Origin of the sequence: Rathayibacter sp. AY1D9 (assembly GCF_002932395.1) — a bacterium.
Classification (GTDB): domain Bacteria; phylum Actinomycetota; class Actinomycetes; order Actinomycetales; family Microbacteriaceae; genus Rathayibacter.
In genome coordinates this window covers 1-23,218 of the sequence record NZ_PSVQ01000027.1, presented here as the reverse complement: position 1 = coordinate 23,218, position 23,218 = coordinate 1, and the positions used below count along the sequence as shown (strand labels likewise).

Below are 23,218 nucleotides of genomic sequence, written 5' to 3'. Positions count from 1 at the left end.
TCCGGCGCACGTCTGCGCCCTCGATCGCGCTCCGCCCGTCCCTCCGGTGTCCTCGCCGATGCGCGCTGGCCCGCTCGTGCGTCGAGACGCCGCTCCGAGCGTCGGGACACCGCTGAGCAGGCAGTGTCCTCCGCGTTCTCGCGGAGGGCGGCGGCGTCAGCCGGAGGACTCCCGCGGCACGAGGCGGACGGGCATGGCCTGCACGCCCGCGGTCGGACGTCCGTGGATCGCGTTCGAGAGCTCCTCCGCGGCGGCGCGGCCGAGCGTGTCGAGCATCATGTCGATGCTCGAGAGCGGCGGGCGGGCGGCCTCGACGAGGAGGTCCCAGTTGTCGAAGCCGACGACGGCCACGTCCTGCGGCACCCGCCGGCCGGTCTCGCGCAGGTGGTCGAGGGTGCCGCGGGCGATCTGGTCGCTCGCGCAGATGATCGCGTCGAGGTCCGGATGCGCGCGCAGCAGCGTCTCTGCGCACTGGCGGCCCCAGCTCTCGGACCACTGCCCGAAGAGGACGCCGCTGCCGACCAGCGGGAGCCCCGCCTCCGTCAGCGCCTGCTCGACGCCCCGGGCGCGGTCGTGCGCGGCGGTGTAGCTCGGCTCGCCGTTGACGAGGGCGATCCTGGTCCGTCCGCGCTCGATCAGGTGGCGGGCGGCGAGGACGCCGGCCTGCACGTTGTCGGGCGTGAAGGAGGAGTCGCGCGGATCCTCCGAGGGCGCGTAGGCGTAGACGACCGGCACCGGGATGGTGCGGGTGATCGAGGGGCGCGGGTTCGTCGTCCGACCGAGCACCACGATCCCGTCGACGCGCTTGGCGAGCAGGTTCTTGATGTGGTGCTGCTCGCGGATCGAGTCGCCGCGGGCGTCGCAGAGGAGCACCGACGTCGATCCGGCGCCGAACGCGTCCTCGGCGCCGAGCAGCACGGGGAGCACGAAGCGGTTGTCGAGATCGTTGGTGAGCATCCCGATGGTGCCCGTGCGCCGGGAGTTGAGGGCCTGCGCGAACGGGTTCGGGGTGAAGGAGAGGGCCTCGGCGGCGTCCAGCACGCGCTGGCGGGTCTCGGCGCGCACCTGGTCGCGGCCGTTGAGCGCCTTGGAGGCGGTGGCGATCGAGACGCCGGCGGCGGCCGCCACGTCGGTGAGCGTGATGGTGCCGGTGGGCTTGCGTGGTGGCACCGCGCCTCCGTTCCGGGCCCGGCGGGCCGCCGCGTCGATCCTCGCACGACTCCGGCGAAAAACCGAAAAGACCGAAAAGGTCGCATCTCTTGACGCGCTGACCGCCCCTGCCTAGGTTTACCCGACAGAAAGTAGTTTCGGCCCGGCGCAGACGATCGGGACGACTGCCGAGGAATCCATCAACGACGAAGGGATCATCCGTGAAGACGAGGAAGCACGCTCGGGGCCTCGCCGCCGCCGTCCTGCTGGGGACGGCCGCCGCCGCACTGACCGGCTGCGCGAGCGGCTCCGGGGGAGACTCCGGCTCCGCCGCGGGAGGCAGCTACACGTTCTGGGACCCGTACCCCCAGTTCGACGAGTCGTCCGACTGGGCGAAGCTCATCGACTCCTGCGGGACCGAGGCCGGCGTCACCGTCGAGCGCACCGGCTACGACACCACCGACCTGACCAACAAGGCGCTGCTCGCCGGGCAGCAGGGCAACTCGCCCGACCTCCTGCTCGTCGACAACCCCGTGGTCTCGACGCTCGCGGAGTCGGGCATCCTGACCACGACCGCCGAGTCCGGGCTCTCCACCGAGGGTATCGACGCGAACATCCTCGCGGCCGGCCAGACCGGCAGCGACACCTTCGGCGTGCCGATCGGTGCCAACACGCTCGCGCTGTACTACAACAAGGCCGTGCTCGAGAAGGCCGGCGTGGACGCCGCCTCCATCACCGACTGGGCCGGGCTGACCGACGCGCTCGAGAAGGTCACCGCCTCCGGCGGCAAGGGCATCACGTTCTCCGGCATCGGCACGGAGGAGGGGACCTTCCAGTTCCTGCCGTGGTTCTGGGGCTCCGGCGCCGAGCTGACCGACCTCGACTCGCCCGCCGCGGTCGACGCCGTCTCGCTCTGGAGCGACTGGCTCGAGAAGGGCTACGCGCCCAACTCTGTGATCGGCAACACGCAGACCACGAGCTGGCAGGAGTTCGAGACCGGCGAGTACGCGTTCGGCGAGAACGGCACCTGGCAGCTGGCCAACGCGAAGGCCTCGGGCATCGACTACGGCGTCCTGACCATCCCGTCGAAGGACGGCGGAGCGGCCCCCGCACCGACCGGAGGCGAGTTCCTCACCCTCCCGGTGCAGTCGGACACGGCGCGCTACGAGACCTCGAAGAAGATCGCCGAGTGCCTGACCTCGACGGAGAGCCTGGTCACGACCGACAACACGCTCTCGTACATCGCGCCGACGGCCGAGGCGCAGCAGGAGCAGGTCGCCGGCAACGCCGACCTCGAGCCGTGGGTCACCGCCGTGCAGGCCGCGAAGGGCCGCACCTCGGACGACCTCGGCACGAAGTACCCGAAGATCTCGGAGCAGCTGTGGGGCGCGGTGCAGACCGTGCTCAGCGGCTCGCAGTCTCCCGAGGACGCCCTGAAGGCCGCCCAGTCGGCCGCCGAATCCGCAACGAAGTAGGACGACCGGGGGCTCCCGCTCCCCGAACGAGGTCCCTCCGGCCGGTGCTCCGCGCACCGGCCGGAGGGACGGGAGAGACCATGACCACTGCCACCGAGACCGCCCGCCTCCTGCGGCGCGGCACCGAGCCGCCGGCCCCGCCCGCCCCGGCCGCCGAGAGCCGTCGGCGCCGCTGGCGCCCCGAGGGCGGCCGCCTGGTCGCGTGGGCGTTCCTCGCCCCGCTCGTCGCCTACCTGCTCGTCTTCTACGCGTTCCCGCTCTACCGCAACCTCGAGCTGAGCCTGAAGGACTACACGGTCCGCTCGTTCGTGCAGGGGAACGCGCCCTTCGTCTGGTTCGACAACTACGTCCAGGTGTTCCAGGACGCGACCTTCGGCCCGGCGCTGCTGCACACGGCGGTCTTCACCGGCGTCTCGCTCCTCTTCCAGTTCACGCTGGGGCTGGCGCTCGCCGTGTTCTTCTACCGCCGCTTCCCGCTCGCGAGCACGCTCCGGGCGCTGTTCCTGGTGCCGTGGCTCCTGCCGCTGATCGTCTCGGCCTCGACCTGGTCGTGGATGCTCAACAGCGACTCCGGCATCGTGAACGCGTTCCTGGAGTCGTTCGGGATCGGCCAGATCAACTGGCTCACCTCGCCGACCACCTCGCTGATCGCGGTCCTGATCGCGAACATCTGGATCGGCATCCCGTTCAACCTGGTGATCCTCTACTCCGGCCTGCAGAACATCTCGCAGGACCTCTACGAGGCGGCCTCGCTCGACGGCGCGACCGGCGCTCAGCAGTTCTGGCGGATCACGCTGCCGCTGCTGCGGCCGGTGTCGGCGATCACGATCCTGCTCGGCCTCGTCTACACGCTGAAGGTGTTCGACATCATCTGGATCATGACGAAGGGCGGCCCCGCCGACTCCTCGACCACGCTCGCCACCTGGACCTACCAGCTCGGCTTCGGCTCGATGCTGCCCGACTTCGGACCGGCCGCGGCCGTCGGCAACCTGCTGATCATCCTGGCCCTCGTCTTCGGTCTCGTGTACATCCGGGTCCAGCGGAAGCAGGCCGACTCGTGACCGCCCGACGCCCCTGGTACCTGACGGTGGTCGGGATCGCCCTCACGGCGGTCATGCTGTTCCCCGTCTACTGGATGATCAACGTCTCCCTCACTCCGACCGGCTCGATGCGGAAGGATCCGCCGGACTGGTTCCCGTTCTCGCCCACGTTCACCGGCTACCAGGCGGTGCTGAGCGAGCAGCTGCCCTACCTGGGCACGAGCCTCGTCGTCGGCCTCGGCACGGTGCTGCTGACCGTGGCGATCGCCGCTCCCGCCGCCTACTCGCTGGCGAAGCTGCGGCCCCGCGGCGGGCAGGCGCTCTCGTTCGTGCTGCTGATCGCGCAGATGATCCCGGCGATCATCATGGCGATGGGCTTCTACGCCATCTACCTCAACCTGGGGCTGCTCAACTCGATCCCGGGCCTGATCGTGGCCGACTCCACCATCGCGGTGCCGTTCGGCGTGCTGATCTTCACGGCCTTCATGTCGGGGATCCCCGACGAGCTCACCCAGGCGGCGCGGATGGACGGAGCGAGCGCCTGGCGCACCTTCACCTCGGTGATCATGCCGATCAGCCGCAACTCCGTCGTCACCGTCTCGCTGTTCGCGTTCCTCTGGGCCTGGTCGGACTTCATCTTCGCCTCGACGCTCGACAGCGGCGGGAAGCTCCAGCCGATCACCCTCGGCATCTACAAGTACATCGGCAACAACAACCAGGAGTGGAACTCGATCATGGCGACCGCCGTGGTCGCCTCGCTCCCGGCCGCCGTCCTCCTCGTCGTCGCCCAGCGGTACGTCTCGGCGGGAGTCACCGCCGGCGCCGTCAAGGACTGACCCGTCCCTCCAAGGAGACACCGTGACCCTCACCGCCCCCACCGCCACCGCCCTCGGCGGCCCGGTCGCCCCCTCGCGGAGCGTGCTCCGGCCGCTGCGCCAGGACGAGATCCTCCTCACCGGCGGCTTCTGGAAGCACTACCAGGACCTCAACTCCTCCGCCGTCATCGAGCACTGCCGCTCGTGGATCGAGCGCGTCGGCTGGGCCGGCAACTTCGACCGCGCGGCCGACGGCTCGATCTCGTCCGCCGAGGGCGGCGACGCGCACGCGGGCATCGAGTTCGTGGACTCCGAGGTCTACAAGCTCCTCGAGGCCATGGCCTGGGAGCTCGGCCGGAGCGACGACGCCGGGCTGCAGGAGCGGTACGACGACCTCGTCGCGCGGGTCGCCTCCGCCCAGGACCCGGACGGGTACCTGCACACGAGCTTCGGCCGGCCCGGCCAGCGTGCGCGCTACTCCGACCTGGAGTGGGGCCACGAGCTGTACAGCTTCGGGCACCTGATCCAGGCCGCCGTGGCGCGGCTCCGCACCGGGCACGACGACCTCCTGCCGCAGGTCGCCCGGCGCCTCGCCGACCACGTGCACCGCGAGTTCGGGCCCGAGGGGAGGGTCGCTGTGTGCGGCCACCCCGAGATCGAGCCGGCGCTCGCCGAGCTGGCGCGGGCGACGGGGGAGGAGCGCTACCTCGAGCTGGCCCGCCTCTTCGTGGAGCGGCGCGGGACGGGGACGCTGAAGCCGATCGCGTTCGGCGCCGAGTACTTCCAGGACGACGTGCCCGTGCGCGACGCGGAGGTGCTGCGCGGCCACGCGGTGCGGGCCCTCTACCTCGCCTCCGGGGCTCTCGATGTCGCGGTCGAGACCGGCGACGCCGAGCTGGAGGAGGCGGTCCGCCGCCAGTGGGAGGCGACCGTCGAGCGGCGCACCTACGTCACGGGCGGGATGGGCTCGCACCACCAGGACGAGGCGTTCGGCGCCGACTACGAGCTGCCGCCGGATCGCGCCTACGCCGAGACCTGCGCGGCGATCGGCTCCACGATGCTCAGCTGGCGGCTCCTGCTCGGCTCGAACGAGCACCGCTACGCGGACCTGATGGAGCGGACGCTGCTGAACGCGGTGCTCCCCGCCACCCGCGAGGACGGCCGCGCCTTCTTCTACACGAACACGCTGCAGCAGCGCGTCGACGGAGTGGCTCCGGACGAGTCGCGCGAGACCGACCGCGCGCAGTCCAGCCTCCGCGCGCCCTGGTTCTGGGTCTCGTGCTGCCCGACCAACACCGCCCGCACCCTCGCGAGCGTCGAGCTCGGCTTCGCCACCGCCACCGACGAGGGCGTGCAGCTGCACCAGTACGGCGCGTACGAGGTGCGCACCGGAGGCGTCGCGCTGCGCGTCGAGACGGAGTACCCGGCCGACGGCGAGATCGTCGTGCGGATCCTCGAGGACGCGGAGTTCGCGTTGACGCTGCGGGTGCCGCCGTTCGCGCGGGGCTCGGCGCTGCTCGACGGCGAGCCGGTCTCGACGCCGACCGTCACCGTCCGCCGGGCGTTCTCCGCCGGCGACACCGTGCGGCTCTCGCTGCCGATGTCGGCCCGCTTCGTCGCCCCGCACCCCCGGATCGACGCGGTGCGCGGCCAGGTCGCCCTCGAGTGCGGGCCGTTCGTGCTGGCGATCGAGTCGCTCGACCTGCCCGAGGGCCTGGACACCGAGCACATCGCGGTCGACGCCTCGGTGCCGCCCGTCGTGACGGCGGAGGGAGCGCGCGTGTCCCTCGTGGCGCGCGAGGCGGCTCCCGGTTGGCCCTACGGCTCCGTACCTGTGGAGGAGGGGCGGCGCTTCGAGGCGGAGTTCCGGCCGTACCACCGCTGGGCGAACCGCGGGCCGTCGACGATGCGGATCTGGACGCCGACGGCCTGACGGGCACCGCTCGCGAGAACGCAGAAGTCGTCGCACTCGAGTGCGAGTGCGACGACTCCTGCGTAGTGGCTGCCGTCGCGGCGCCTCGCTCAGATCCAGCCGCGCTCGCGGGCCTCGATGACCGCGCGCTGGCGGGTGTCGACGTCGAGCTTGCGCAGGATCGACGAGACGTGGTTGCGGACGGTGCCCGAGGAGAGGTGCAGCGCCGCGCCGATCTCGCCGATCGTCTCGCCGCGGGAGCCGGCGCTGAGCACGTCGAGCTCGCGGTCGGTCAGCGGGCTGCGCGTGCTCGCCAGGGCGTCGGCGGCGATCTCCGGATCGACGTAGCGGCGTCCGCTCGCGACCTGGCGGATCACCTCGGCGACGTCCTCGACCCGGCGCGACTTCGGCAGGAAGCCGCTGACGCCCGCTCCGAGCGCTCGCCGCAGGACCCCCGGCCGCGCATGGCGGGTGACGACCACGACCCGCGTCGCCGAGACCCGGCGCAGCCGCTCCGCCGCCTCGATCCCGTCGAGCCCGGGCATCTCGACGTCGAAGAGGCACACGTCGGGCTGCAGGCGCAGCGCCTCCGCGACCGCCTGCTCGCCGTCGCGGCACTCGCCCACGATCTCGAGGTCCTCCTCGAGGCGGAGGAGCGCGGCCAGCGCCGTGCGGATCATGTCCTCGTCGTCGGCGATCAGCACCCGGATCACGAGTCGCTCCCCACCGGCAGGCGCGCGTCCAGCTCGAAGGAGCGGCGGACCGCCCCGGCGCGCAGCGTCCCGCCCGCCCGCTCGACCCGCTCCGCCATGCCGAGGACGCCCGAGCCGGTCCCGTCCGCCTCCTCCGCGTCCGGTGCCAGGTCGTTCACCGCCTCGAACCGCCACTCGTCCCGCTCCCGCGCGAGCCGCAGCCGCGCGCTGGAGCCGCCGCCGTGCTTGAGGATGTTCGTCGTCGTCTCGCGGACCACCGGCCCGAGCGTCTCGGCCGGCGCGTGAGCCGCCGCCGGGTCGACCTCGAGCTCGACGCGGAGCCCGGCCGAGCGGAGCAGGTCGGCGGCGTTGGCCAGCTCGTCGGCGAGCGGGACGCTGCGGAAGCGCGTCGCCAGCTCGCGGGTGCCGGTGCGGGCGCCGTCGACCGAGCGCTGGGCGGCGCGCAGCTGCTCGAGAGCGGCCTCGGGGTCGCTGCCGAGGAGGCGCTCGGCGAGCTCGAGCTGCAGCGCGATGACCTGGAGGTGGTGGCCCTGGAGGTCGTGCACGTCGCCGGCGAGCAGCAGGCGCTCCTGCGCGGCGGCGAGCCGGCCCTCGGCGGCGCGCGCCCGGTCGAGCTCGCGGACGATGTCCCACCACCACAGCGCGCTGACGACCGTCAGGGGCAGCAGTGTCGCGAACAGCAGGAGGGTCGAGAGCGCGGCCGACGCGTCCGGCGCCGCGCGCGTCTGCTCGAGCACCGCCGCGACCGCGAGGACGATCGTGCAGAGCACCATCACCCGGAGCCGCACGCCGCTCTGCCAGGGCAGCACGGCGACCAGGGTCGCGGCGAGCGAGAGCCCGAGCGCGAGGCTCCCGGCGGCCGTGCCGGTGAGCGCGGCGGCCGCCACTCCGAGGCAGAAGACCAGGGTCGGCGCGGCCCGGAGGCGCACCGGGCCCTCGCGGTCGGCGCGCCGGTACGCGAGCGCGGTCGGCGAGAACACCGCGACCCAGGCGGCCGCGCCCAGGAAGTAGGCGGCCTTCCGCCACTCCTCGGCCTCGGCGCTCAGCACCGCCACGGACCAGACGGCCAGGACGACCACCACGAAGGAGGCGGCCGACGCGAGGGTGTACCACCAGGTCACGGCGACGCCGCGGCCCGCGCGCACGGGCGGATCCGCCTCGGTCGTGTTCACCATGCGGCCCAGGCTACGACCATGACACTTGTCACCCCTCGGGCCGTCGATCCTCCCGGGACGCGGTGACCCGGCGGCACTGCCGCAGCGGGCGCGGACACGGTCGGATGGAGGAGTCCCGAGAGCCGGGGCCACGTACCGGAAGGCACGACCATGACGATCATCAGCGACGCGATCCTCGGATTCCAGGACCTGATCGGCCGCGTTCCCGAGCTCGTGCAGCCCCTCGTCGTCGCCGCGGCCGGGGCCGTCCCCTTCATCGAGGGCGAGGGAGCGGCGAGCATCGGGATCATCGGCGGCATCCACCCGGTCGTCGCCGGGCTTGCGGGGGCGATCGGCAACTTCGTCTGCGTGGCGCTGCTCGTGCTGCTGGGCACCGGCGTCCGCTCGGCGATCACGGGCCGCTCGGAGGCGAAGCGGACGACTCCGCGGCGCGAGAAGTTCCAGCGGGCCTTCACCCGCTACGGCGTCCCGGGCGTGAGCCTGCTGGGGCCGCTGCTGCTCCCGACGCACTTCACCGCGGTGATGCTGGCGGGCGCCGGAGTCGGCCGAGGGCGGATCCTGCTCTGGCAGGGCGTCGCGATCGCGCTGTGGACGACGGTGCTGACGGTGATCGTCGGGCTCGCGGTCTCGGGCGCGACGCAGGCGGGCTGAGCGGGCCGGACACGGTCCTGAAGCGTGCGACCCCGGTGGCGCAGAGGCGTCCGCGCCATCGGTCAGCGCCGGATGCGCCGTCCCGGTCCGCCGTCCGGGTCCGCCGGGCCGGCGGACTGCAGGTGGGTGTGCAGGCGGATGAGGGTGTCGCGCAGCCGGGTCTTGACGGTGCCGAGCGGGATCGACAGCTCCTCCGCGATCTCGGAGTGGCTGTACCCGCGGACGTAGGCGAGGTAGAGGACGTCGTGGTGGATGGCGGCGAGCTGCCGGATCGCGCCGGCCGCGGGCGCCAGGGCCAGCCGGACGTCCGAGCGCTCCCACTCGTGATCGCGCGGCCGGTCGAGGACCGTGTACTGCAGCTCCCGGCGCCGCGCCGACCGGTCCGCCCGGGCGCGGTCCACGGCACGGCGGTGCGCGACCTGGGCCAGGAAGGCGAGCACGGGACGGCCCGGGTCGAGCGAGCGCGCGGTGCGCCAGAGCTCGAGGTAGACCTCCTGCGCGACCTCCTCGGCGGCGGCGCGGTCGTCGAGCACGGCGTCCGCGACGGAGACGACCCGGCCCGCGGTGAGCGAGTAGAGCTGCCGGAAGGCGGTCCGGTCGCCCGCGCAGACCCGCAGCAGCAGGGCCGCTGACCGCGCAGGGCTGTCCCCGGGCTCACGCCGCTTGCCCGTCATCGTCGACACAGGGCTCAGCCTGGCACCGCGGACGCGCTCCTCCCGGGGTCGTGCCCCGAGAGGTGGCCCCCATTAGAGGCTCACTTCTGCTCGCGTCCGCTGATGTGCGCCGCCCGACCCCCACTCTGCCCAGGGCCGGCCGTTCGCAACCGAGGCCCGGAGCGTCCGACAGTGGCCATCAGGCCGGTGCCGGGCCGCTCGACCTCGGTTGCGGACGGGCTCAGACGGCGACGCGCGCGTTCGACTGCGCGAGGAGAGCGACCGAGCGCAGGCGCGCCTCCGTCTGCAGCGACGCGTGGGCGACGATGACCTCGTCGGCGTCGGCGGAGCGGGCGAAGTCGGCGGCGTAGTCGGCCACCTGGTCGCCGGTGCCGACACCGGTGTAGGTGGTCATGCTCGCGACGTGGGCGCCGATCGGGGTGCTGAGCAGGGCGTCGAGCTCCTCGTCGTCGAAGGTCTGGCCGACGGGGATCTGCCCGCTCTGGCGCAGCAGCATCATCAGGCGGGCGCGCTTCATCTGCGCGAACTGCTCCTGCGCGTCCTCCTCGGTGTCGGCGGCGATGGCGTTCATCCCGGCGATCACGTAGGGGGCGTCGAGCTGCTCGGAGGGGCGGAAGCCGCGGCGGTACTCCGCGACGGCCTGGTGCAGCGCGTCCGGAGCGAAGTGCGAGGCGAACGCGTACGGCAGGCCCAGCGCGGCGGCGAGCTGCGCGCCGAAGAGCGAGGAGCCGAGGATGTAGAGGGGGACGCGGGTGCCGGCACCGGGCGTCGCGCTCACTCCGGGGATGCGGGACTCGCCGGCGAGGAAGGCCTGCAGCTCCAGCACGTCCTGCGGGAAGCGCTCGGAGGAGTCGGGGTCGCGGCGGAGCGCGCGGAAGGTCGCCTGGTCGCTGCCGGGGGCGCGGCCGAGTCCGAGGTCGATCCGGCCCGGGTGCAGCGTCTCGAGGGTGCCGAACTGCTCGGCGATGGTGAGCGGGGAGTGGTTCGGCAGCATGACGCCGCCGGAGCCGAGGCGGATCGTGGAGGTCTGCGAGGCGACGTGCGCGATGAGCACCGAGGTCGCGCTGGAGGCGATGCTCGCCATGTTGTGGTGCTCGGCGTACCAGACGCGGCGGTAGCCGTTCCGCTCGGCCTCCTGGGCCAGGGCGACGGAGGCGGCGAAGCTGTCGCGAGCGGTCTCACCGGGGGCGATGGGGGCGAGGTCGAGGATGGAGAGGGGAACGCTCATGGTGAGGGCAACGCCCGCGACGGCTCCGGTGTTCCCGTCGCGGGCGCCGTCCTCACGCCTCGGGGATGTCGCGGCCGTACGCCTCCAGCGTCACGGCCTCGGGCTCCGGTCCGCCGCGCACGCCGGCCTCGAGGGCGTCGATCCGGGCGAGCTCCGAGCCGGAGAGCGCGAAGTCGAACACGTCGATGTTCTCGGCGATGCGCTCGGGGCGGGTCGACTTCGGGATGACCTGGCGGCCCTCCTGCAGGTGCCAGCGGAGCATCACCTGCGCGGCCGTCTTCCCGTACTTGGCGCCGAGCTCGAGGAGCACCGGGTCGTCGAAGCTGCGGCGCGGGGAGTCGCGGTAGGCGGTGATGCCGCCGATCGGCGACCAGGCCTGGGTGAGGATGTCGTTCTCGCAGCCGAAGCGCTCGACCCGCCGCTGCTGGAAGTACGGGTGCACCTCGAGCTGGTTCACCGCGGGGACGACGTCGGTCTCGGCGAGCAGGCGGGTGAGGTGCTCGACCATGAAGTTGCTCACGCCGATCGCCCGCACCCTCCCGTCGGCGAGCAGCCGCTCGAGCGCCCGGTAGGCGTCGAGGGTGCGGTCGAAGGCCTCGGGCAGGGCCTGGTGCAGGATCAGCAGGTCGATCCGCTCGACGCCGAGCTTGCCCGCGCTCTTGTCGAAGGCGTGCAGCGTCTCGTCGTAGCCGTAGTCGCTGATCCACACCTTCGTCTCGAGGAAGACGTCGTCGCGGCCGGCGATCGCCTCGCCCACCTCGCGCTCGTTGCCGTAGGCCGCCGCCGTGTCGATGTGCCGGTACCCCGCGTCGAGCGCGGCGGCGACGGCGGCGCGGGTCTCGTCGGGCGGAGTCTGGAAGACGCCGAGTCCGAGGGCGGGGATCTCGACACCGTTGTGGAGAGTGAACGTGTTCATGAGCCCACGCTACGTCCGCAGACGCCGAGTCGCCCGGGAAGCCGCGCGCGACTCCTCAGGCGACCCCGTCGCTCCGGCCCTGCTCAGCCGTCGATCGGCAGCAGGATCCCCTTCACCGTCTCGTCCGTGGCGAGGAACTCCTGCACGGCCGGGTCCTGGAAGGCCTGGACGAGCTTCCTCACGTTCTCGGTGTCGCGGTACTTCGAGCCGATGGTGAGCTGCCCGGCGAAGTCGTCGGGGGCCTGCGGGGCGAAGATCTGCTGCTCGATCGGGATGCCGGCGGCGAGGTAGTACTCGGTGTACCCGACGGCCGCGTCGAGGTCCGGCAGGGCGCGCGACTGGGCGGCGAAGTCGAGCAGCGTGAACTGCAGGTTCTTCGGGTTCTCGGCGATGTCGTCCTGGGTCGCGGTGCCCGGCTCCGTGCCCGGCTTCAGCGTGATCAGGCCGGCGTTCTGCAGCAGCCAGAGGCCCTGCGCCTCGTTGGCGGGGTCGGAGTAGAGCGAGACCGTGCCGCCGTCGGGGATCTGGGAGACGTCGGAGTACTTGTCGCTCCAGAGCCCGAAGCCCCAGCGGAAGACGGGGGTGGCCGCCTCCTCCTCGAAGTCGGGGTTGGCCTCGAGCACCTGTCCCAGCCAGAGCTTGTGCTGGTAGACCGTGGCCGCGACCTCGCCCTCGCTCACCGCGCGGTTGATGGTGTTGCTGTCCGAGAGCCCCTTGAAGGCGACGGTGATGCCGTAGCGCGGCGCCACCTCCTTCGCGACGAAGTCGACCAGGGCCTGCTCGGAGGCATTGCCCTCGGCGGTCGCGACGTAGAGCGTCGCTCCCTCCTGCTCGTTGGCCGAGACGGCAGGGGAGAGGAGCGGGACGGCGATCGCGGAGGCGACGCCGACCACGACGACGGCCGCTCCGGCGATCCAGGGCCAGCGGCGCTTCTTCTTGAGATCGAATCCGAGGTCGTCGGGAGTGGACATGGCGGTGCCTTTCGAAGAGGGGGTGCGCGGGCGCGCGGGAGGGGCGCCCGAGGGCGCAGGAGGAGGAGTGGTGGTTCTAGACGGCGGCCGCGACCCGCGGCGCTCGCCGCGAGCGGGAGGCGCCGGGCGTGGTCGCGCGGACGAGGGCGTCGCCGGTGAGCTGCACGGTCGCGACGGTGGCGACCAGGATCACGATGGTGGCGAGCATGACGGTGGTGTCGAAGCGCTGGTAGCCGTAAGTCACCGCGACGTAGCCGATGCCCCCGGCGCCGATCGTGCCGGCGATCGCCGAGTACTCGATCATCGCGATGGTGTTGATCGTCAGGCCGCCGATGATCTGCGGCACCGCCTCGCTCAGCTGGGCGGTCCGCACCACCTGCAGCCGCGACGCTCCGGAGGCGCGGGCGACGCGGGTGAGCGAGAGCGGCACGCTGCGCAGCGCGTTCTCGACGATGCGGGTGAAGAAGGCGATCCCCGCGATCGACATCGGCACGACGGCGGCCGCGATCCCGATGTTGGTGCCGGTGATCAGGCGCGTGAACGGCATGATCGACGCCATCAGGATGAGGAACGGCAGCGAGCGGCCGACGCTGATGACGGCGCTGAGCACCTGGTGGGCGGCCCGGTTCTCAGCCAGGCCGCCCGGAGCGAGGTTGTGCACGAGAGCGCCCAGCGGCACGCCGACCAGCACCACGATCGCCATGACGATGCCGACCATGATCAGCGTCTCGCCGAGCGCCGGCAGCACCAGCGCGGGGATCTGCTCGAGCGGGACCTTGTTGTCGAGGTGGAGGATCATGCCGCCACCTCCTCGGCGAGGACGCGCACGCCGGCGGGCCGGACCGACAGGCCGAGCTCGGCCGCCGCACGGGTGAGCCGCGCCTCGTCGACCGGGCCGAGCCCGATCGTCGCGTGGCCGACCGCCTGCCCGTCCACCGTCTCGATCGCCGCGCCGAGCAGCGAGACGGGGCCGACCGCCTCCGCGAGCCGGGTGACCCAGTCGGTCGGCACTCCGGAGCGGGAGTAGCCCACCACCCATTCGCCCAGACCCGGGCCGGGCGCGACGGAGGGGCGCACCGGGTTGAGGGCGAGGCCGAGCGGGGACGCGGGGTCGCGCAGCAGGTCGACGAGGCGCCCCGACTCCACGATGCGGCCGTGGTCGAGGCGGGCGACGGAGTCGGCCACCTGGCGCACCGTCTCCATCTCGTGGGTGATGAAGAGGATCGAGAGGCCCAGGTCGTCGCGCAGCTCCTTCAGGAGCGTGGTGATCGCGGTGGTCGAGGCGGGGTCGAGGCCCGAGGTGGCCTCGTCCGAGAGCAGCACCGAGGGGCGGAGGGCGAGAGCGCGGGCGATGCCGACGCGCTGGCGCTGACCGCCGGAGAGCTGGTGCGGGTAGTAGCGCGCGCGGTCCGAGAGGCCGACGCGCTCGAGCAGCTCCGCGACGCGCCGCTTCGTCTCGGCGGCGGTGACGCCGAGGTACTCCAGCGGCAGGGCCACGTTCTGCTCGGCCGTGCGGCGGCTGAAGAGTCCGTCGGACTGGAAGACGGTGCCGATGCGGCGGCGGGCGACGCGCAGCCGCTCCTCCGAGAGCTGCGAGAGCGCCTCCCCGTTGACGACGACCGTGCCCGAGGTGGGCCGCTCGAGGAGGTTCACGCAGGCGGCGAGCGTGCTCTTGCCCGCACCGCTCGGGCCGACGACGGCGAAGATCTCGCCGGTCGCAACCGAGAAGTCGAGGCGGTCGAGCACGGTCGCCGGACCGTACGACTTGCTGAGCTGCTCGAGCCGGATCATCGCGTTCCTTCGGACGGGTCGGGCGGCCGCGGCCTCTCCGCGTCGTCCCGGACACGATGATGGAGCACCGCGGGCCCGCCCGTCCCGGCCCGCGTCGCCCGGCGTAACCCTTCGTCGCCGGGCGTAACAGTGCGCGGGGCGGAGGGGGTCGCGGCCGCGAGACGCGACAGGACCGCCGCGGCCGGCAGCACGCGGGCTACCGTGACCGGATGCAGCCGAAGTGGGAGTCGACGACCATCGAGCGCGCCTTCGACGAGGGGTGGTCGGACGAGCCGATGGGGACGAAGGAGAAGTTCTGGCTCGTCGCCGACGGCGATCTGTGGCTCTTCAAGTTCGCCCGCCAGCGAGGAGACGAGACCCGCGGTGAGGACTGGGCGGAGTGGGTGTCGTTCCATCTCGCGCGGATGCTCGACGTCCCGTGCGCGGAGATCCGACCTGCGACGGTGGGCGGTCGGCGCGGAATCATGTCGAGGAACGTCATCGAGCGCGAGCAGATCCAGAGCCTCGAGATCGGGAACAGCCTGCTGCGCCACTCCGATCGCCACTACGACCACGCTCGGAGGCGGCCCGACGACCGCTACACCGTCGATGCGGTGAGACGTGCTCTCGACGGCGTCGACGCTCCCGCAGGCTTCGACGCCGTCTCCGGACTGAGCGGTTTCGACGTGTGGGCGGGCTACCTGTTGTTCGATGCCTGGGTAGCTGGACGGGATCGACACGACGAGAACTGGGCGGTCATCACCGGACGCGGTCATCGGACCCTCTCGCCCTCGTTCGATCACGGCAACGCCCTCGGGTTCCAGGAGACCGAGGAGAAGCGCGCCGCCTGCCTCGCCGATGAGGCTCTCTTCGACCGGTGGGTGCGGAGAGGAAGGAGTCACCATTTCGCCGGGAGACCGCTGCTGGTCGACCTCGCAGCGGAGGCCCTCGCGGCGGCCTCTCCGGAGGCGCAGGCGTTCTGGCCTGCTCGCCTCCGAGCGGTCGATCCCTCTGCGGTCCGCGAGGTCCTCGCGGCGGTGCCTCCGACCCTGATGTCGGAGACGTGCGCTAGTTTCACGGAAGGACTGCTGGCAGCGACACGGAGGAGGATCCTCGATGACTCTCCTCGTTGATCGACCGGCGCCGCGTCCGACCCCTGGTGTCCGCGAGCTGCTGCTCGTCTGGCAGAACCCTCGTACTCGCCGGTTCCTCCGCGCGGCGGTGCTGTCCGTCGGGGTCGACGGCTTCCTCTTCCGGTACGAGCCGGCGGCTGTCGCCGACGAGGACTTCTTCCCGCTCGCGGAGTTCCCCCGTGTGGACGCGGAGTACCGGAGCTCGTCCCTTCCGCCGTTCTTCGCCAACAGGGTGATGTCGTCCGAGCGCGGCTCGTACGAGGAGTACCTGGGGTGGCTCGGTCTCGAGGCGGCGTCCCCCGACCTGCCCGTCGAGATCATGGTCCGGACCGGCGCGGCGCGAGCGACCGACACCTTCCATGTCGTGGAGAAGCCTCTCCGCACCGCGCAGACCCTCATCAGTCGTTTCTTCGTGTCGGGAGTCCGCCATCGGGCCGAGCTCCCGCTTCCGGTGCTGCCTCTCGAGCAGGGCGACGGGCTGGTCCTCGTGCCCGACGCCTCGAACCTCCGCAACCCGGAGGCCTACGAGGTGGCCTCGGTGTCCGGCGAGCGGATCGGATGGGTGCCGGACTGGCTGTGCGGTGAGGTCGCCGCGCTCATGGCGTCCGGATGGGAGGTCGAGGCGGTCGCCGAGAAGGTGAACCCCGAGGCCCCGTCCCACGTCCAGGTGCTCTGCCGGATCACCGCGACCCTGCGTCACTGAACCCGCTCCCGCTCAGCTCGCGGCGGCCGCCGCGCGGGGGCTCTCGGCGCTCGCCTCGCGGTCAAAGCGCTCGCGGCTGAAGACCTGGTCGGCGGTCGTCAGGGCGAGGCCGATCACGCCGGCCAGCTCGCCCAGGTCCGATGTGTGGATGGTCAGGTGCCGCGTGGCGAGCGGGTGGGTGCGCAGGTAGACGCGCTCGCGCAGGCCCGACATCAGCACCTCGCCGCAGTCGCCGAGCTGGCCCGAGATCACGATGGTCCGCGGGTTGAGGATGTTGACGAGGTCGGCGACCGCCTCGCCGAGGACGCGGCCGGCCTGGCGCACCGCCTGGGTGGCGCGCATGTCGCCGCGGAGCACGCGGGCCGTGACGTCGGCGACGTGCTTGATCGAGGGGTCGTCGGCCGAGAGGTCGCGGACGAGGGCCCAGCCGCTCGCATACGCCTCCACGCAGCCGGCGTTGCCGCAGCGGCAGGGCAGCGGATCCGCGTCGACCGTGCCCGTGACCGCGCGGGTGTGGCCGATGTCGCCGGCCGCGCCGACGGCTCCGCGGATCGTCGCTCCGTTGAAGACGAGGCCCGAGCCGATGCCGGTGCCGAGCTTCAGGCTGATCAGGTTGTCGGAGCCGTGGTGGCGCGACTCGGCGAGGGCGCGGGCGTTCGCGTCGTTCTCGATGACGACCTGCACGCCCTCGTACGGCTCGGCGAAGTAGCCGGCGATGTCGAAGTCGTCCCAGCCGGTCATGATCGGCGGGTTGCGCACGCGCCCGGCGGCGAACTCGACCGGCCCCGGGACTCCGACGCCGATGCCGGCGACCGCGTCGCCCTGCTGCAGCCGCTCGAACGCGGCGATCACCAGCGAGAGCACGGCGTCCGGTCCCTCCCAGACGTCGACGACGCCGCTCTCGTGCCGGAGGGGGGTGCCGCGCAGGTCGCAGGCGGCGGCGACGAATCCGCTCGCCCCGATGTCGGCGGTGAGGAACACGGTGCCGACCAGGTTCATCGCGAACATGCTCGAGGGGCGCCCGCCGGTCGACTCGCCGCCGGTGGTGGGGGCGATCAGGCCGAGCTCCACGAGGGTCGCGAGGCGCTGGTTGACGGTGGAGCGGGAGAGCCCCGTCTGCTCCATCACCGCGTTGCGCGAGATCTCGCCCTGCTCGCGGAACAGCGCGAGGACGTCGGCCACGTGCGAACCGGCCTCGCCGGTGGAGTACCCCGTCATCGCTCCCCCTCTTGTCACGGTCAGCGTACATGCCTGCCGACGGGAAACCTGAAGTTCCCCGACTTTCGTATTGCGGTAACGCGAAAGCCCCGGTAGTTTTCACACACCGGCACGCAGTGGTGCCACTGATCCTCAAGGATGACGATGAACCGCACAGCACGCCGCCTCCTCCCGGTTCTCGCACCGGTCGGCGCCCTCGCACTCCTCCTCACCGGCTGCGCCTCGGGTGGCGACACGGCCGCCGGCGGCTCCGGATCGACCAAGGTCGCCGCGGTCATCAAGGGCCTCGACAACCCCTTCTTCCAGGCGATGGAGAACGGCATCGAGGACACCGCGAAGGACGACTCCGTGGACGTCTCGGTGCAGGCCGCCGCCGACATCGGCGACACCACCGGCCAGGCCGACAAGCTCACCACCGTCGCCGGCCAGGACTTCGGCTGCCTCATCGTCAACCCGATCAGCGGCACGAACCTGGTGCAGGCCCTCGCCTCCGCCACCGGCAAGACGATCGTCAACATCGACAGCCCGCTCGACCCCGACGCGGTCGAGGCCGCGAACCTCGACGTCACCACCTACATCGGCACCGACAACGAGGCCGCGGGCGGCAAGGCCGGCGACTTCCTCCTGCAGCAGCTGCCCGCCGGCTCCGAGGTCGCCGTCATCGGCGGAGTCTCGGGAGACGTCACCAGCGCCGCCCGCGTCGACGGCTTCACCGCCGCGATCGGCTCCGACCTCACCGTCGTCCAGGAGGCCGCGGCCGACTGGAAGCGCGAGGTCGCGCTGACCAAGGCGACCGACATCCTCGCCGCGAACCCCGACGTGAAGGCGTTCTTCGCCGCGAACGACGACATGGGCCTCGGCATCGTCAAGGCCGTCGAGAACGCGGGCCTCACCGGCTCCGTCCAGGTGGTCAGCGTCGACGGCAACGAGGACGCGCTGCAGTCGGTGAAGGACGGCGGGCTCACCGCCACCGTCGCCCAGTACCCCTACGCGATCGGCCAGCTCGGCGTGCAGGCGTGCGAGGCCGTCGGCGCCGGCGAGGAGATCCCCGCCGAGATCGAGTCGCCCACCGCGCTCGTGACCTCCGAGACCGCGGAGCAGGCCCTCGGCGCCTTCCCCCAGCCGTTCGAGGAGTTCGACAACCCGCTCGCCGCGCTCGTCCCCAGCAAGTAGGACCTCCCGCCCATGGCAACCCAGGAAGCGACCATGACCTCAGTCACCGCCCGACCCCCGGCCAGCGCCTCCCCGCTGCTGGCGAACCTGCGTCAGCTCAGCTTCTGGGCCGAGAACGCCGCACCGATCGGGCTCGTCGCCCTGGTGATCGTGTTCTCGATCGCGACGCCGACGTTCCTCAGCCTCGGCAACATCAAGGCGATGCTCGTCGCCGCCGCGATCCTGGTCATCCTCTCGATCGGCCAGTCCTTCGTCATCACCACCGGCGGCATCGACCTCTCGATCTCGGCGACGATGACCGTCGGAGCGGTCGGCTTCGGCATCGGCTGGAGCGCCGGCTGGGGCTTCTGGCTCTCGGCGCTCGCGGCCCTGCTCTTCGCGGGGCTGATCGGAGTGATCAACGGCTTCCTGATCGCGAAGGGCAAGGTCACCGACTTCATCGCGACACTGGGCACGCTCTCGGTGGCGACCGGTCTCGCGCTGATCGTCTCCGACGGCAAGCCGATCACGGTCGGCAGCCCCGAGCTGCTCCGCCTCACCACCGGCTCGATCGGGATCATCGGCTACCCGATCATCCTGGCCGCGGTCATCGGAGTCGTCGCCTGGGTCGTCATGTTCCGAACCCGCTTCGGCCTGCACGTGCAGGCGGTCGGCGGCAACGAGGAGAGCGCGGTCGCCAACGGCATCAAGGCCGGACGCGTGCGCATCGCGGTGTACATCATCGCCGCCGTCCTCGCCGGAGTCGGCTCGCTCCTCCTCGTCGCCCGCGTCGGCGCCGCGGAGCCGGCCATCAACACGCAGTACCTGCTCAACTCCATCGCGGCCGTCGTGCTCGGCGGAGTGAGCCTCACCGGCGGCAAGGCCAAGATCGTCGGCCCGATCATCGGAGCGTTCCTCCTGACCGCGCTGACCAACGGCCTGACCCTGCTCGGCGTCTCGCAGTTCTACCAGCCCCTCGCCGTCGGCCTGGTGGTCGTGCTCGCCGCCCTCATCACCCGCTACCAGAAGAAGTGAGCCCAGCCATGACCAGCGACATCCTGCTCGAAGCGCGGGACATCAAGAAGTCCTTCGGCGGCGTCCACGCTCTCAAGGGAGCGTCGATGTCGATGCGCCGCGGCGAGATCACCGCCCTGATCGGCGACAACGGCGCGGGCAAGTCCACCCTCGTCCGCTGCCTCTCCGGGGTGCACCCCGCCGACTCCGGCACCATCACCCTCGACGGCGACGTGGTGCACTTCACCACTCCGCTCGGCGCGCGGGACGGCGGCATCGAGACGGTGCACCAGACCCTCGCCCTGGTCGAGGACCTGACCGTGTGGCAGAACTTCTTCCTCGGCCGGGAGCTCACCAAGGGCGTGCCCGGGGTGCGGTTCCTCGACCGGACGCAGATGAAGAAGACGGCCCAGGAGCTTCTCGGCGACCTCGCCGTGAACGTCCCGCCGGTCACCAGCAAGGTCCGCCGCCTCTCGGGCGGCCAGCGCCAGGCGGTCGCGATCGCCCGGGCCGCGGGCTGGGGCAGCAAGATCGTGATCATGGACGAGCCGACCGCGGCGCTCGGCGTCCAGGAGACGGCGCGCGTCGAGAAGATCATCCTCAAGCTGCGCGACGCCGGAGTGGCCGTGCTGCTGATCAGCCACAACTTCGACCAGGTGATGCGCCTGAGCGACCAGGTGTGGGTGATGCGCGCGGGCCTCGCCGTCGCCGGCCGCCGCACCGCCGAGACCAGCGGCGACGAGCTCGTCTCGCTGATCACGGGCGCGAAGGCCGCCTGATGCACCCCGAGTTCCTGCACCGCGGGAGCACGGAGCGCTCGTCGCCGATCGGGGTCCACGCGGGCCTGCTCGTCGGCGACTGGACGCCGGAGTCGGGGCGCCGCGCGATCGGCACCGCCGCCTCGATCGGCTTCGACCTGATCGAGATCCCGGCTCCCGACGACCCCGACGCCTCCGCGTGGACCGCCGACCTGCTCGACGAGCACGGGATCGACGCGGTCGTCTCGCTCGCGCTGGACGCCGACTCCGACATCACCGACCAGGCCACGGCCGGCCGCGGCGAGGAGCGGCTCCTGGCGGCCGTGCGGTTCGCCGAGGCGATCGGCGCGCGGTACGTCGGCGGAGTCACCTACTCGGCCATGCGCAAGTACGAGCGCGCGGCCGACGCGGCTGCCCGCTCGCGCTCGCTCGACGTGCTGCGGAGGGTCGCCGCGGCCGCCGCTCCCGCCGGCGTCGTCGTCGGAGCGGAGTACGTGAACCGCTACGAGAGCAACCTGCTGAACACGGCCGCCCAGACCGCCGCGTTCCTCCGCGAGCTCGACGCGCCGAACGTGCTCCTGCACCTCGACACGTTCCACGCCCACCTCGAGGAGGTCGACCTCGCGAGCGCCGTCCGCGACGCCGGCGACCTGCTCGGCTACCTCCACGCCTCCGAGAACCACCGCGGAGAGCTGGGCACCGGGAGCACCGACTGGACCGGGCTCGCGGCGGCGCTCGCCGACTCCGGCTACCGCGGTCCGCTCACCCTCGAGAGCTTCTCGCCCGCCGTCCAGCCCCCGGCCTCGGCCGAGGGCATGGGTCTCTGGCGCGAGCTCTGGCACGACCCCGTCGCCCTCGCGACCTCCGGCCACGCATTCCTCGCGGACCTGCTCGACACCGACCCCGCGGCCCGACGCCGCCCCTGAACCTCTCGAACCAAGGAGCACCACCATGACCACGAACCCTCTCGGAGTGCACGCCCTCGTCTTCGCCGGCGGCACCACCCCCGACGAAGTGACCGCGACGATCGAGCAGACCAAGGCGGCCGGATTCGACCTGCTGGAGCTCTCGCTGCACGACGTGCAGAACCTCGACACCGCCTCCGCCCGCGCCGCCCTCGAGGCGAACGACCTCGGCATCGTCTGCTCGCGCGGCCTCGCCTTCTCGGCCGACGTCTCCAGCGACGACCCGGAGGTGGTGGCCCGCGGCGCGAAGCTGCTCGCCGACTCCCTCGAGACCACCCACGCGCTCGGCGGCACCCACTTCACCGGCGCCCTCTACAGCGCGCTCGGCAAGTACAGCGCGCCCCTCTCGGCCGCGGGCCGCGCGAACGTCGTCTCGGTGCTGACCGACCTCGCCGCCGAGGCCTCGACGAAGGGCATGACCCTCGGCCTCGAGATCTGCAACCGCTACGAGACCAACGTCATCAACACCGCCGCGGACGCCCTGCGCCTCGCCGACGACATCGGCGCCGACAACGTCCTGATCCACCTGGACACGTACCACATGAACATCGAGGAGGACGACTTCTTCCGCCCGGTGCTGCTAGTCGGGGATCGTCTCGGGTATGTCCACATCGGCGAGAACCACCGCGGCTACCTCGGCAGCGGCCACCTCGACTTCACGACGTTCTTCCACGCCCTCGCCGCGATCGACTACCGCGGACCCATCACCTTCGAGTCGTTCTCGTCGGCCGTCGTCTCGCCGACCCTCTCGAACGACCTCGCCGTGTGGCGGAACCTCTGGAACGACGGCCCCGCGCTCGCCCGCCACGCCCACGGCTTCCTGATGAACGCGCTGGAGAGCAGCCGTGGCGAGGCCTGAGACCGAGGTCGCGCCCGACGCGGTGCGGCCCGGCCTCGACGAGCTGGCCGGGCGCGCGCTCGCGCTGACCTCGCCGGGCTGCCGCGCGATCGTCGCGATCGCCGGCAGCCCCGGGGCCGGCAAGACCACGCTCGCCCGGGCGGTGGTCGCCCGCGCGAACGAGCTCGCGGGGGAGGGGACCGCCGCCTTCGTGCCGATGGACGGCTTCCACCTCGCCAACGCCACGCTCGACGAGCTCGGCCGCCACGACCGCAAGGGCGCCCTCGACACGTTCGACGGCTGGGGCTTCCTCGCCCTGGTGCGGAGGCTGCGCGCCGAGACCGACCACGTCGTCTACGCGCCCACCTTCGAGCGCACCGTCGACGAGGGAGTGGCCGGCGCGCTGGCCGTGCACCCCTCCGCGTCGCTCGTCGTGCTGGAGGGCAACTACCTCCTCGTCGACGAGGGCCCGTGGGCGCTGCTGCGCGCCGAGTTCGACGAGGCCTGGTTCTGCGCGACTCCCGAGACCGAGCGCTTCGAGCGCCTGGTCGACCGCCACGTCTCCTTCGGCCGCGCCCCCGAGGCGGCCTCCGCCTGGGCCTCCGAGGTCGACGGGCGGAACGCGCTGCTGATCGAGGCCACTCGCGACCGCGCCGACCTGATCGTGTCGGGGACGGCGGCGGGGGTGGTCTGACGCCCGATGTGGCGGAGGAGCGGTCCGCTTCGGGGCGCGACCTCGGCTCTCGGGCGGGTCCGGCCGGTCGATCGGTCGGACGACGGAGGACCCGTCGCCCGGCGGATGCGGTCTCGACGGGTCGGGTGCCAGGCTCGAGGGATGGACGACTCGACACGGAACTCCACGGAACAGCCCTCTCCCACCACCCCGCCGCCGTCCCCGACACGATCAGGTCGGCGCGGTCGCGAGTGGCCTCGATCAGCAGCGCGTTC

General features: G+C 72.1%; 23 protein-coding genes. 13 read left to right on the top strand and 10 right to left on the bottom strand.

Going from position 1 to position 23,218, the window contains the following annotated elements; translation table 11 throughout:
- Window positions 1-156: 156 nt before the first annotated feature.
- On the bottom strand, window positions 157-1,170 hold the full coding sequence (locus tag C5C50_RS11745; RefSeq protein ID WP_104273512.1) for a LacI family DNA-binding transcriptional regulator: 1,014 nt from the start codon (window positions 1,168-1,170) through the stop codon (window positions 157-159).
- Window positions 1,171-1,370: 200 nt separating this feature from the next.
- On the opposite strand from C5C50_RS11745, the gene C5C50_RS11740 reads away from it, so the two are divergent.
- From C5C50_RS11740 to C5C50_RS11725, 4 genes are all read left to right on the top strand, one after another.
- Window positions 1,371-2,624: an extracellular solute-binding protein gene (locus C5C50_RS11740; protein WP_104225801.1), complete on the top strand. Its 1,254-nt coding sequence runs from the start codon at window positions 1,371-1,373 to the stop codon at window positions 2,622-2,624.
- An 80-nt stretch (window positions 2,625-2,704) separates the two neighbouring features.
- A complete protein-coding gene (locus tag C5C50_RS11735; RefSeq protein ID WP_104225802.1) occupies window positions 2,705-3,685 on the top strand; it encodes a carbohydrate ABC transporter permease in 981 nt (326 codons plus the stop codon).
- Window positions 3,682-4,500 (top strand): carbohydrate ABC transporter permease, encoded by an 819-nt coding sequence (locus C5C50_RS11730; RefSeq protein ID WP_104222699.1) that lies wholly within the window; start codon window positions 3,682-3,684, stop codon window positions 4,498-4,500. The genes C5C50_RS11735 and C5C50_RS11730 overlap by 4 nt, the downstream gene beginning before the upstream one ends.
- Before the next feature lie 22 nt (window positions 4,501-4,522).
- Window positions 4,523-6,412, top strand: a complete 1,890-nt coding sequence (locus C5C50_RS11725) for a glycoside hydrolase family 127 protein (RefSeq protein ID WP_104273511.1) — start codon at window positions 4,523-4,525, stop codon at window positions 6,410-6,412.
- An 89-nt stretch (window positions 6,413-6,501) separates the two neighbouring features.
- Here C5C50_RS11725 and C5C50_RS11720 read toward each other — a convergent pair whose 3' ends face one another.
- A complete protein-coding gene (locus C5C50_RS11720) occupies window positions 6,502-7,104 on the bottom strand; it encodes a response regulator transcription factor (protein ID WP_104222701.1) in 603 nt (200 codons plus the stop codon).
- The gene (locus tag C5C50_RS11715; RefSeq protein WP_104268801.1) at window positions 7,101-8,279 is read right to left on the bottom strand and encodes a sensor histidine kinase; all 1,179 of its coding nucleotides are present in this window, start codon (window positions 8,277-8,279) and stop codon (window positions 7,101-7,103) included. Before C5C50_RS11715 ends, C5C50_RS11720 begins: the two co-directional genes overlap by 4 nt.
- Window positions 8,280-8,429: 150 nt before the next feature.
- Between C5C50_RS11715 and C5C50_RS11710 the strand changes: the two genes are divergently transcribed.
- Window positions 8,430-8,930: a small multidrug efflux protein gene (locus C5C50_RS11710; RefSeq protein ID WP_104225805.1), complete on the top strand. Its 501-nt coding sequence runs from the start codon at window positions 8,430-8,432 to the stop codon at window positions 8,928-8,930.
- 62 nt (window positions 8,931-8,992) lie between these two features.
- Here C5C50_RS11710 and C5C50_RS11705 read toward each other — a convergent pair whose 3' ends face one another.
- From C5C50_RS11705 to C5C50_RS11680, 6 genes are all read right to left on the bottom strand, one after another.
- The gene (locus C5C50_RS11705; RefSeq protein ID WP_258067745.1) at window positions 8,993-9,604 is read right to left on the bottom strand and encodes a sigma-70 family RNA polymerase sigma factor; all 612 of its coding nucleotides are present in this window, start codon (window positions 9,602-9,604) and stop codon (window positions 8,993-8,995) included.
- 220 nt (window positions 9,605-9,824) lie between these two features.
- Window positions 9,825-10,832 (bottom strand): LLM class flavin-dependent oxidoreductase, encoded by a 1,008-nt coding sequence (locus C5C50_RS11700; protein WP_104273509.1) that lies wholly within the window; start codon window positions 10,830-10,832, stop codon window positions 9,825-9,827.
- Between the two features lie 52 nt (window positions 10,833-10,884).
- On the bottom strand, window positions 10,885-11,748 hold the full coding sequence (locus tag C5C50_RS11695) for an aldo/keto reductase (protein WP_104222706.1): 864 nt from the start codon (window positions 11,746-11,748) through the stop codon (window positions 10,885-10,887).
- A gap of 83 nt (window positions 11,749-11,831) precedes the next feature.
- Window positions 11,832-12,719, bottom strand: a complete 888-nt coding sequence (locus C5C50_RS11690) for a MetQ/NlpA family ABC transporter substrate-binding protein (protein ID WP_104232971.1) — start codon at window positions 12,717-12,719, stop codon at window positions 11,832-11,834.
- A gap of 76 nt (window positions 12,720-12,795) precedes the next feature.
- Window positions 12,796-13,518, bottom strand: a complete 723-nt coding sequence (locus C5C50_RS11685; protein ID WP_104222708.1) for a methionine ABC transporter permease — start codon at window positions 13,516-13,518, stop codon at window positions 12,796-12,798.
- Window positions 13,515-14,510, bottom strand: coding sequence for a methionine ABC transporter ATP-binding protein (locus C5C50_RS11680; RefSeq protein ID WP_104222709.1), 996 nt, complete (start codon window positions 14,508-14,510; stop codon window positions 13,515-13,517). The genes C5C50_RS11685 and C5C50_RS11680 overlap by 4 nt, the downstream gene beginning before the upstream one ends.
- 209 nt (window positions 14,511-14,719) lie before the next feature.
- Between C5C50_RS11680 and C5C50_RS11675 the strand changes: the two genes are divergently transcribed.
- Together C5C50_RS11675 and C5C50_RS11670 are read left to right on the top strand one after the other, a co-directional pair.
- Entirely contained in the window at window positions 14,720-15,622 is a 903-nt protein-coding gene (locus C5C50_RS11675) for a hypothetical protein (protein WP_104273508.1), read from the top strand.
- A complete protein-coding gene (locus C5C50_RS11670) occupies window positions 15,606-16,325 on the top strand; it encodes an HIRAN domain-containing protein (protein WP_146079261.1) in 720 nt (239 codons plus the stop codon). Before C5C50_RS11675 ends, C5C50_RS11670 begins: the two co-directional genes overlap by 17 nt.
- 12 nt (window positions 16,326-16,337) lie before the next feature.
- On the opposite strand, the gene C5C50_RS11665 is transcribed toward C5C50_RS11670, so the two are convergent.
- Window positions 16,338-17,543: an ROK family transcriptional regulator gene (locus tag C5C50_RS11665; protein ID WP_104262562.1), complete on the bottom strand. Its 1,206-nt coding sequence runs from the start codon at window positions 17,541-17,543 to the stop codon at window positions 16,338-16,340.
- 144 nt (window positions 17,544-17,687) lie between these two features.
- Here C5C50_RS11665 and C5C50_RS11660 point away from each other — a divergent pair, with 144 nt between their 5' ends.
- Genes C5C50_RS11660 through C5C50_RS11635 form a run of 6 tightly spaced genes read left to right on the top strand, consistent with a single transcriptional unit; the run spans window position 17,688 to window position 22,964 of the window.
- Window positions 17,688-18,716: a substrate-binding domain-containing protein gene (locus C5C50_RS11660; protein ID WP_104222713.1), complete on the top strand. Its 1,029-nt coding sequence runs from the start codon at window positions 17,688-17,690 to the stop codon at window positions 18,714-18,716.
- Window positions 18,717-18,749: 33 nt separating this feature from the next.
- Window positions 18,750-19,730 (top strand): ABC transporter permease, encoded by a 981-nt coding sequence (locus C5C50_RS11655; protein WP_104222714.1) that lies wholly within the window; start codon window positions 18,750-18,752, stop codon window positions 19,728-19,730.
- 8 nt (window positions 19,731-19,738) lie between these two features.
- Window positions 19,739-20,488, top strand: a complete 750-nt coding sequence (locus tag C5C50_RS11650; protein WP_104222715.1) for an ATP-binding cassette domain-containing protein — start codon at window positions 19,739-19,741, stop codon at window positions 20,486-20,488.
- Complete coding sequence (locus C5C50_RS11645) at window positions 20,488-21,393, top strand: sugar phosphate isomerase/epimerase (protein ID WP_104273507.1); 906 nt, start codon at window positions 20,488-20,490, stop codon at window positions 21,391-21,393. Before C5C50_RS11650 ends, C5C50_RS11645 begins: the two co-directional genes overlap by 1 nt.
- Before the next feature lie 25 nt (window positions 21,394-21,418).
- Entirely contained in the window at window positions 21,419-22,291 is an 873-nt protein-coding gene (locus tag C5C50_RS11640; protein WP_104273506.1) for a sugar phosphate isomerase/epimerase, read from the top strand.
- Complete coding sequence (locus C5C50_RS11635; RefSeq protein ID WP_219814099.1) at window positions 22,278-22,964, top strand: nucleoside/nucleotide kinase family protein; 687 nt, start codon at window positions 22,278-22,280, stop codon at window positions 22,962-22,964. The genes C5C50_RS11640 and C5C50_RS11635 overlap by 14 nt, the downstream gene beginning before the upstream one ends.
- Window positions 22,965-23,218: the final 254 nt, after the last annotated feature.

Bases quoted from the DNA above. Each gene is read 5' to 3' on its own strand.
- C5C50_RS11680 (WP_104222709.1), bottom strand. From the start codon at position 14,510: ATGATCCGGCTCGAGCAGCTCAGCAAGTCGTACGGTCCGGCGACCGTG.
- C5C50_RS11665 (WP_104262562.1), bottom strand. From the start codon at position 17,543: ATGACGGGGTACTCCACCGGCGAGGCCGGTTCGCACGTGGCCGACGTC.
- C5C50_RS11675 (WP_104273508.1), top strand. From the start codon at position 14,720: ATGCAGCCGAAGTGGGAGTCGACGACCATCGAGCGCGCCTTCGACGAG.
- C5C50_RS11695 (WP_104222706.1), bottom strand. From the start codon at position 11,748: ATGAACACGTTCACTCTCCACAACGGTGTCGAGATCCCCGCCCTCGGA.
- C5C50_RS11640 (WP_104273506.1), top strand. From the start codon at position 21,419: ATGACCACGAACCCTCTCGGAGTGCACGCCCTCGTCTTCGCCGGCGGC.
- C5C50_RS11705 (WP_258067745.1), bottom strand. From the start codon at position 9,604: ATGACGGGCAAGCGGCGTGAGCCCGGGGACAGCCCTGCGCGGTCAGCG.
- C5C50_RS11650 (WP_104222715.1), top strand. From the start codon at position 19,739: ATGACCAGCGACATCCTGCTCGAAGCGCGGGACATCAAGAAGTCCTTC.
- C5C50_RS11655 (WP_104222714.1), top strand. From the start codon at position 18,750: ATGACCTCAGTCACCGCCCGACCCCCGGCCAGCGCCTCCCCGCTGCTG.
- C5C50_RS11690 (WP_104232971.1), bottom strand. From the start codon at position 12,719: ATGTCCACTCCCGACGACCTCGGATTCGATCTCAAGAAGAAGCGCCGC.
- C5C50_RS11685 (WP_104222708.1), bottom strand. From the start codon at position 13,518: ATGATCCTCCACCTCGACAACAAGGTCCCGCTCGAGCAGATCCCCGCG.
- C5C50_RS11715 (WP_104268801.1), bottom strand. From the start codon at position 8,279: ATGGTGAACACGACCGAGGCGGATCCGCCCGTGCGCGCGGGCCGCGGC.
- C5C50_RS11735 (WP_104225802.1), top strand. From the start codon at position 2,705: ATGACCACTGCCACCGAGACCGCCCGCCTCCTGCGGCGCGGCACCGAG.
- C5C50_RS11710 (WP_104225805.1), top strand. From the start codon at position 8,430: ATGACGATCATCAGCGACGCGATCCTCGGATTCCAGGACCTGATCGGC.
- C5C50_RS11670 (WP_146079261.1), top strand. From the start codon at position 15,606: ATGACTCTCCTCGTTGATCGACCGGCGCCGCGTCCGACCCCTGGTGTC.
- C5C50_RS11645 (WP_104273507.1), top strand. From the start codon at position 20,488: ATGCACCCCGAGTTCCTGCACCGCGGGAGCACGGAGCGCTCGTCGCCG.
- C5C50_RS11700 (WP_104273509.1), bottom strand. From the start codon at position 10,832: ATGAGCGTTCCCCTCTCCATCCTCGACCTCGCCCCCATCGCCCCCGGT.
- C5C50_RS11660 (WP_104222713.1), top strand. From the start codon at position 17,688: ATGAACCGCACAGCACGCCGCCTCCTCCCGGTTCTCGCACCGGTCGGC.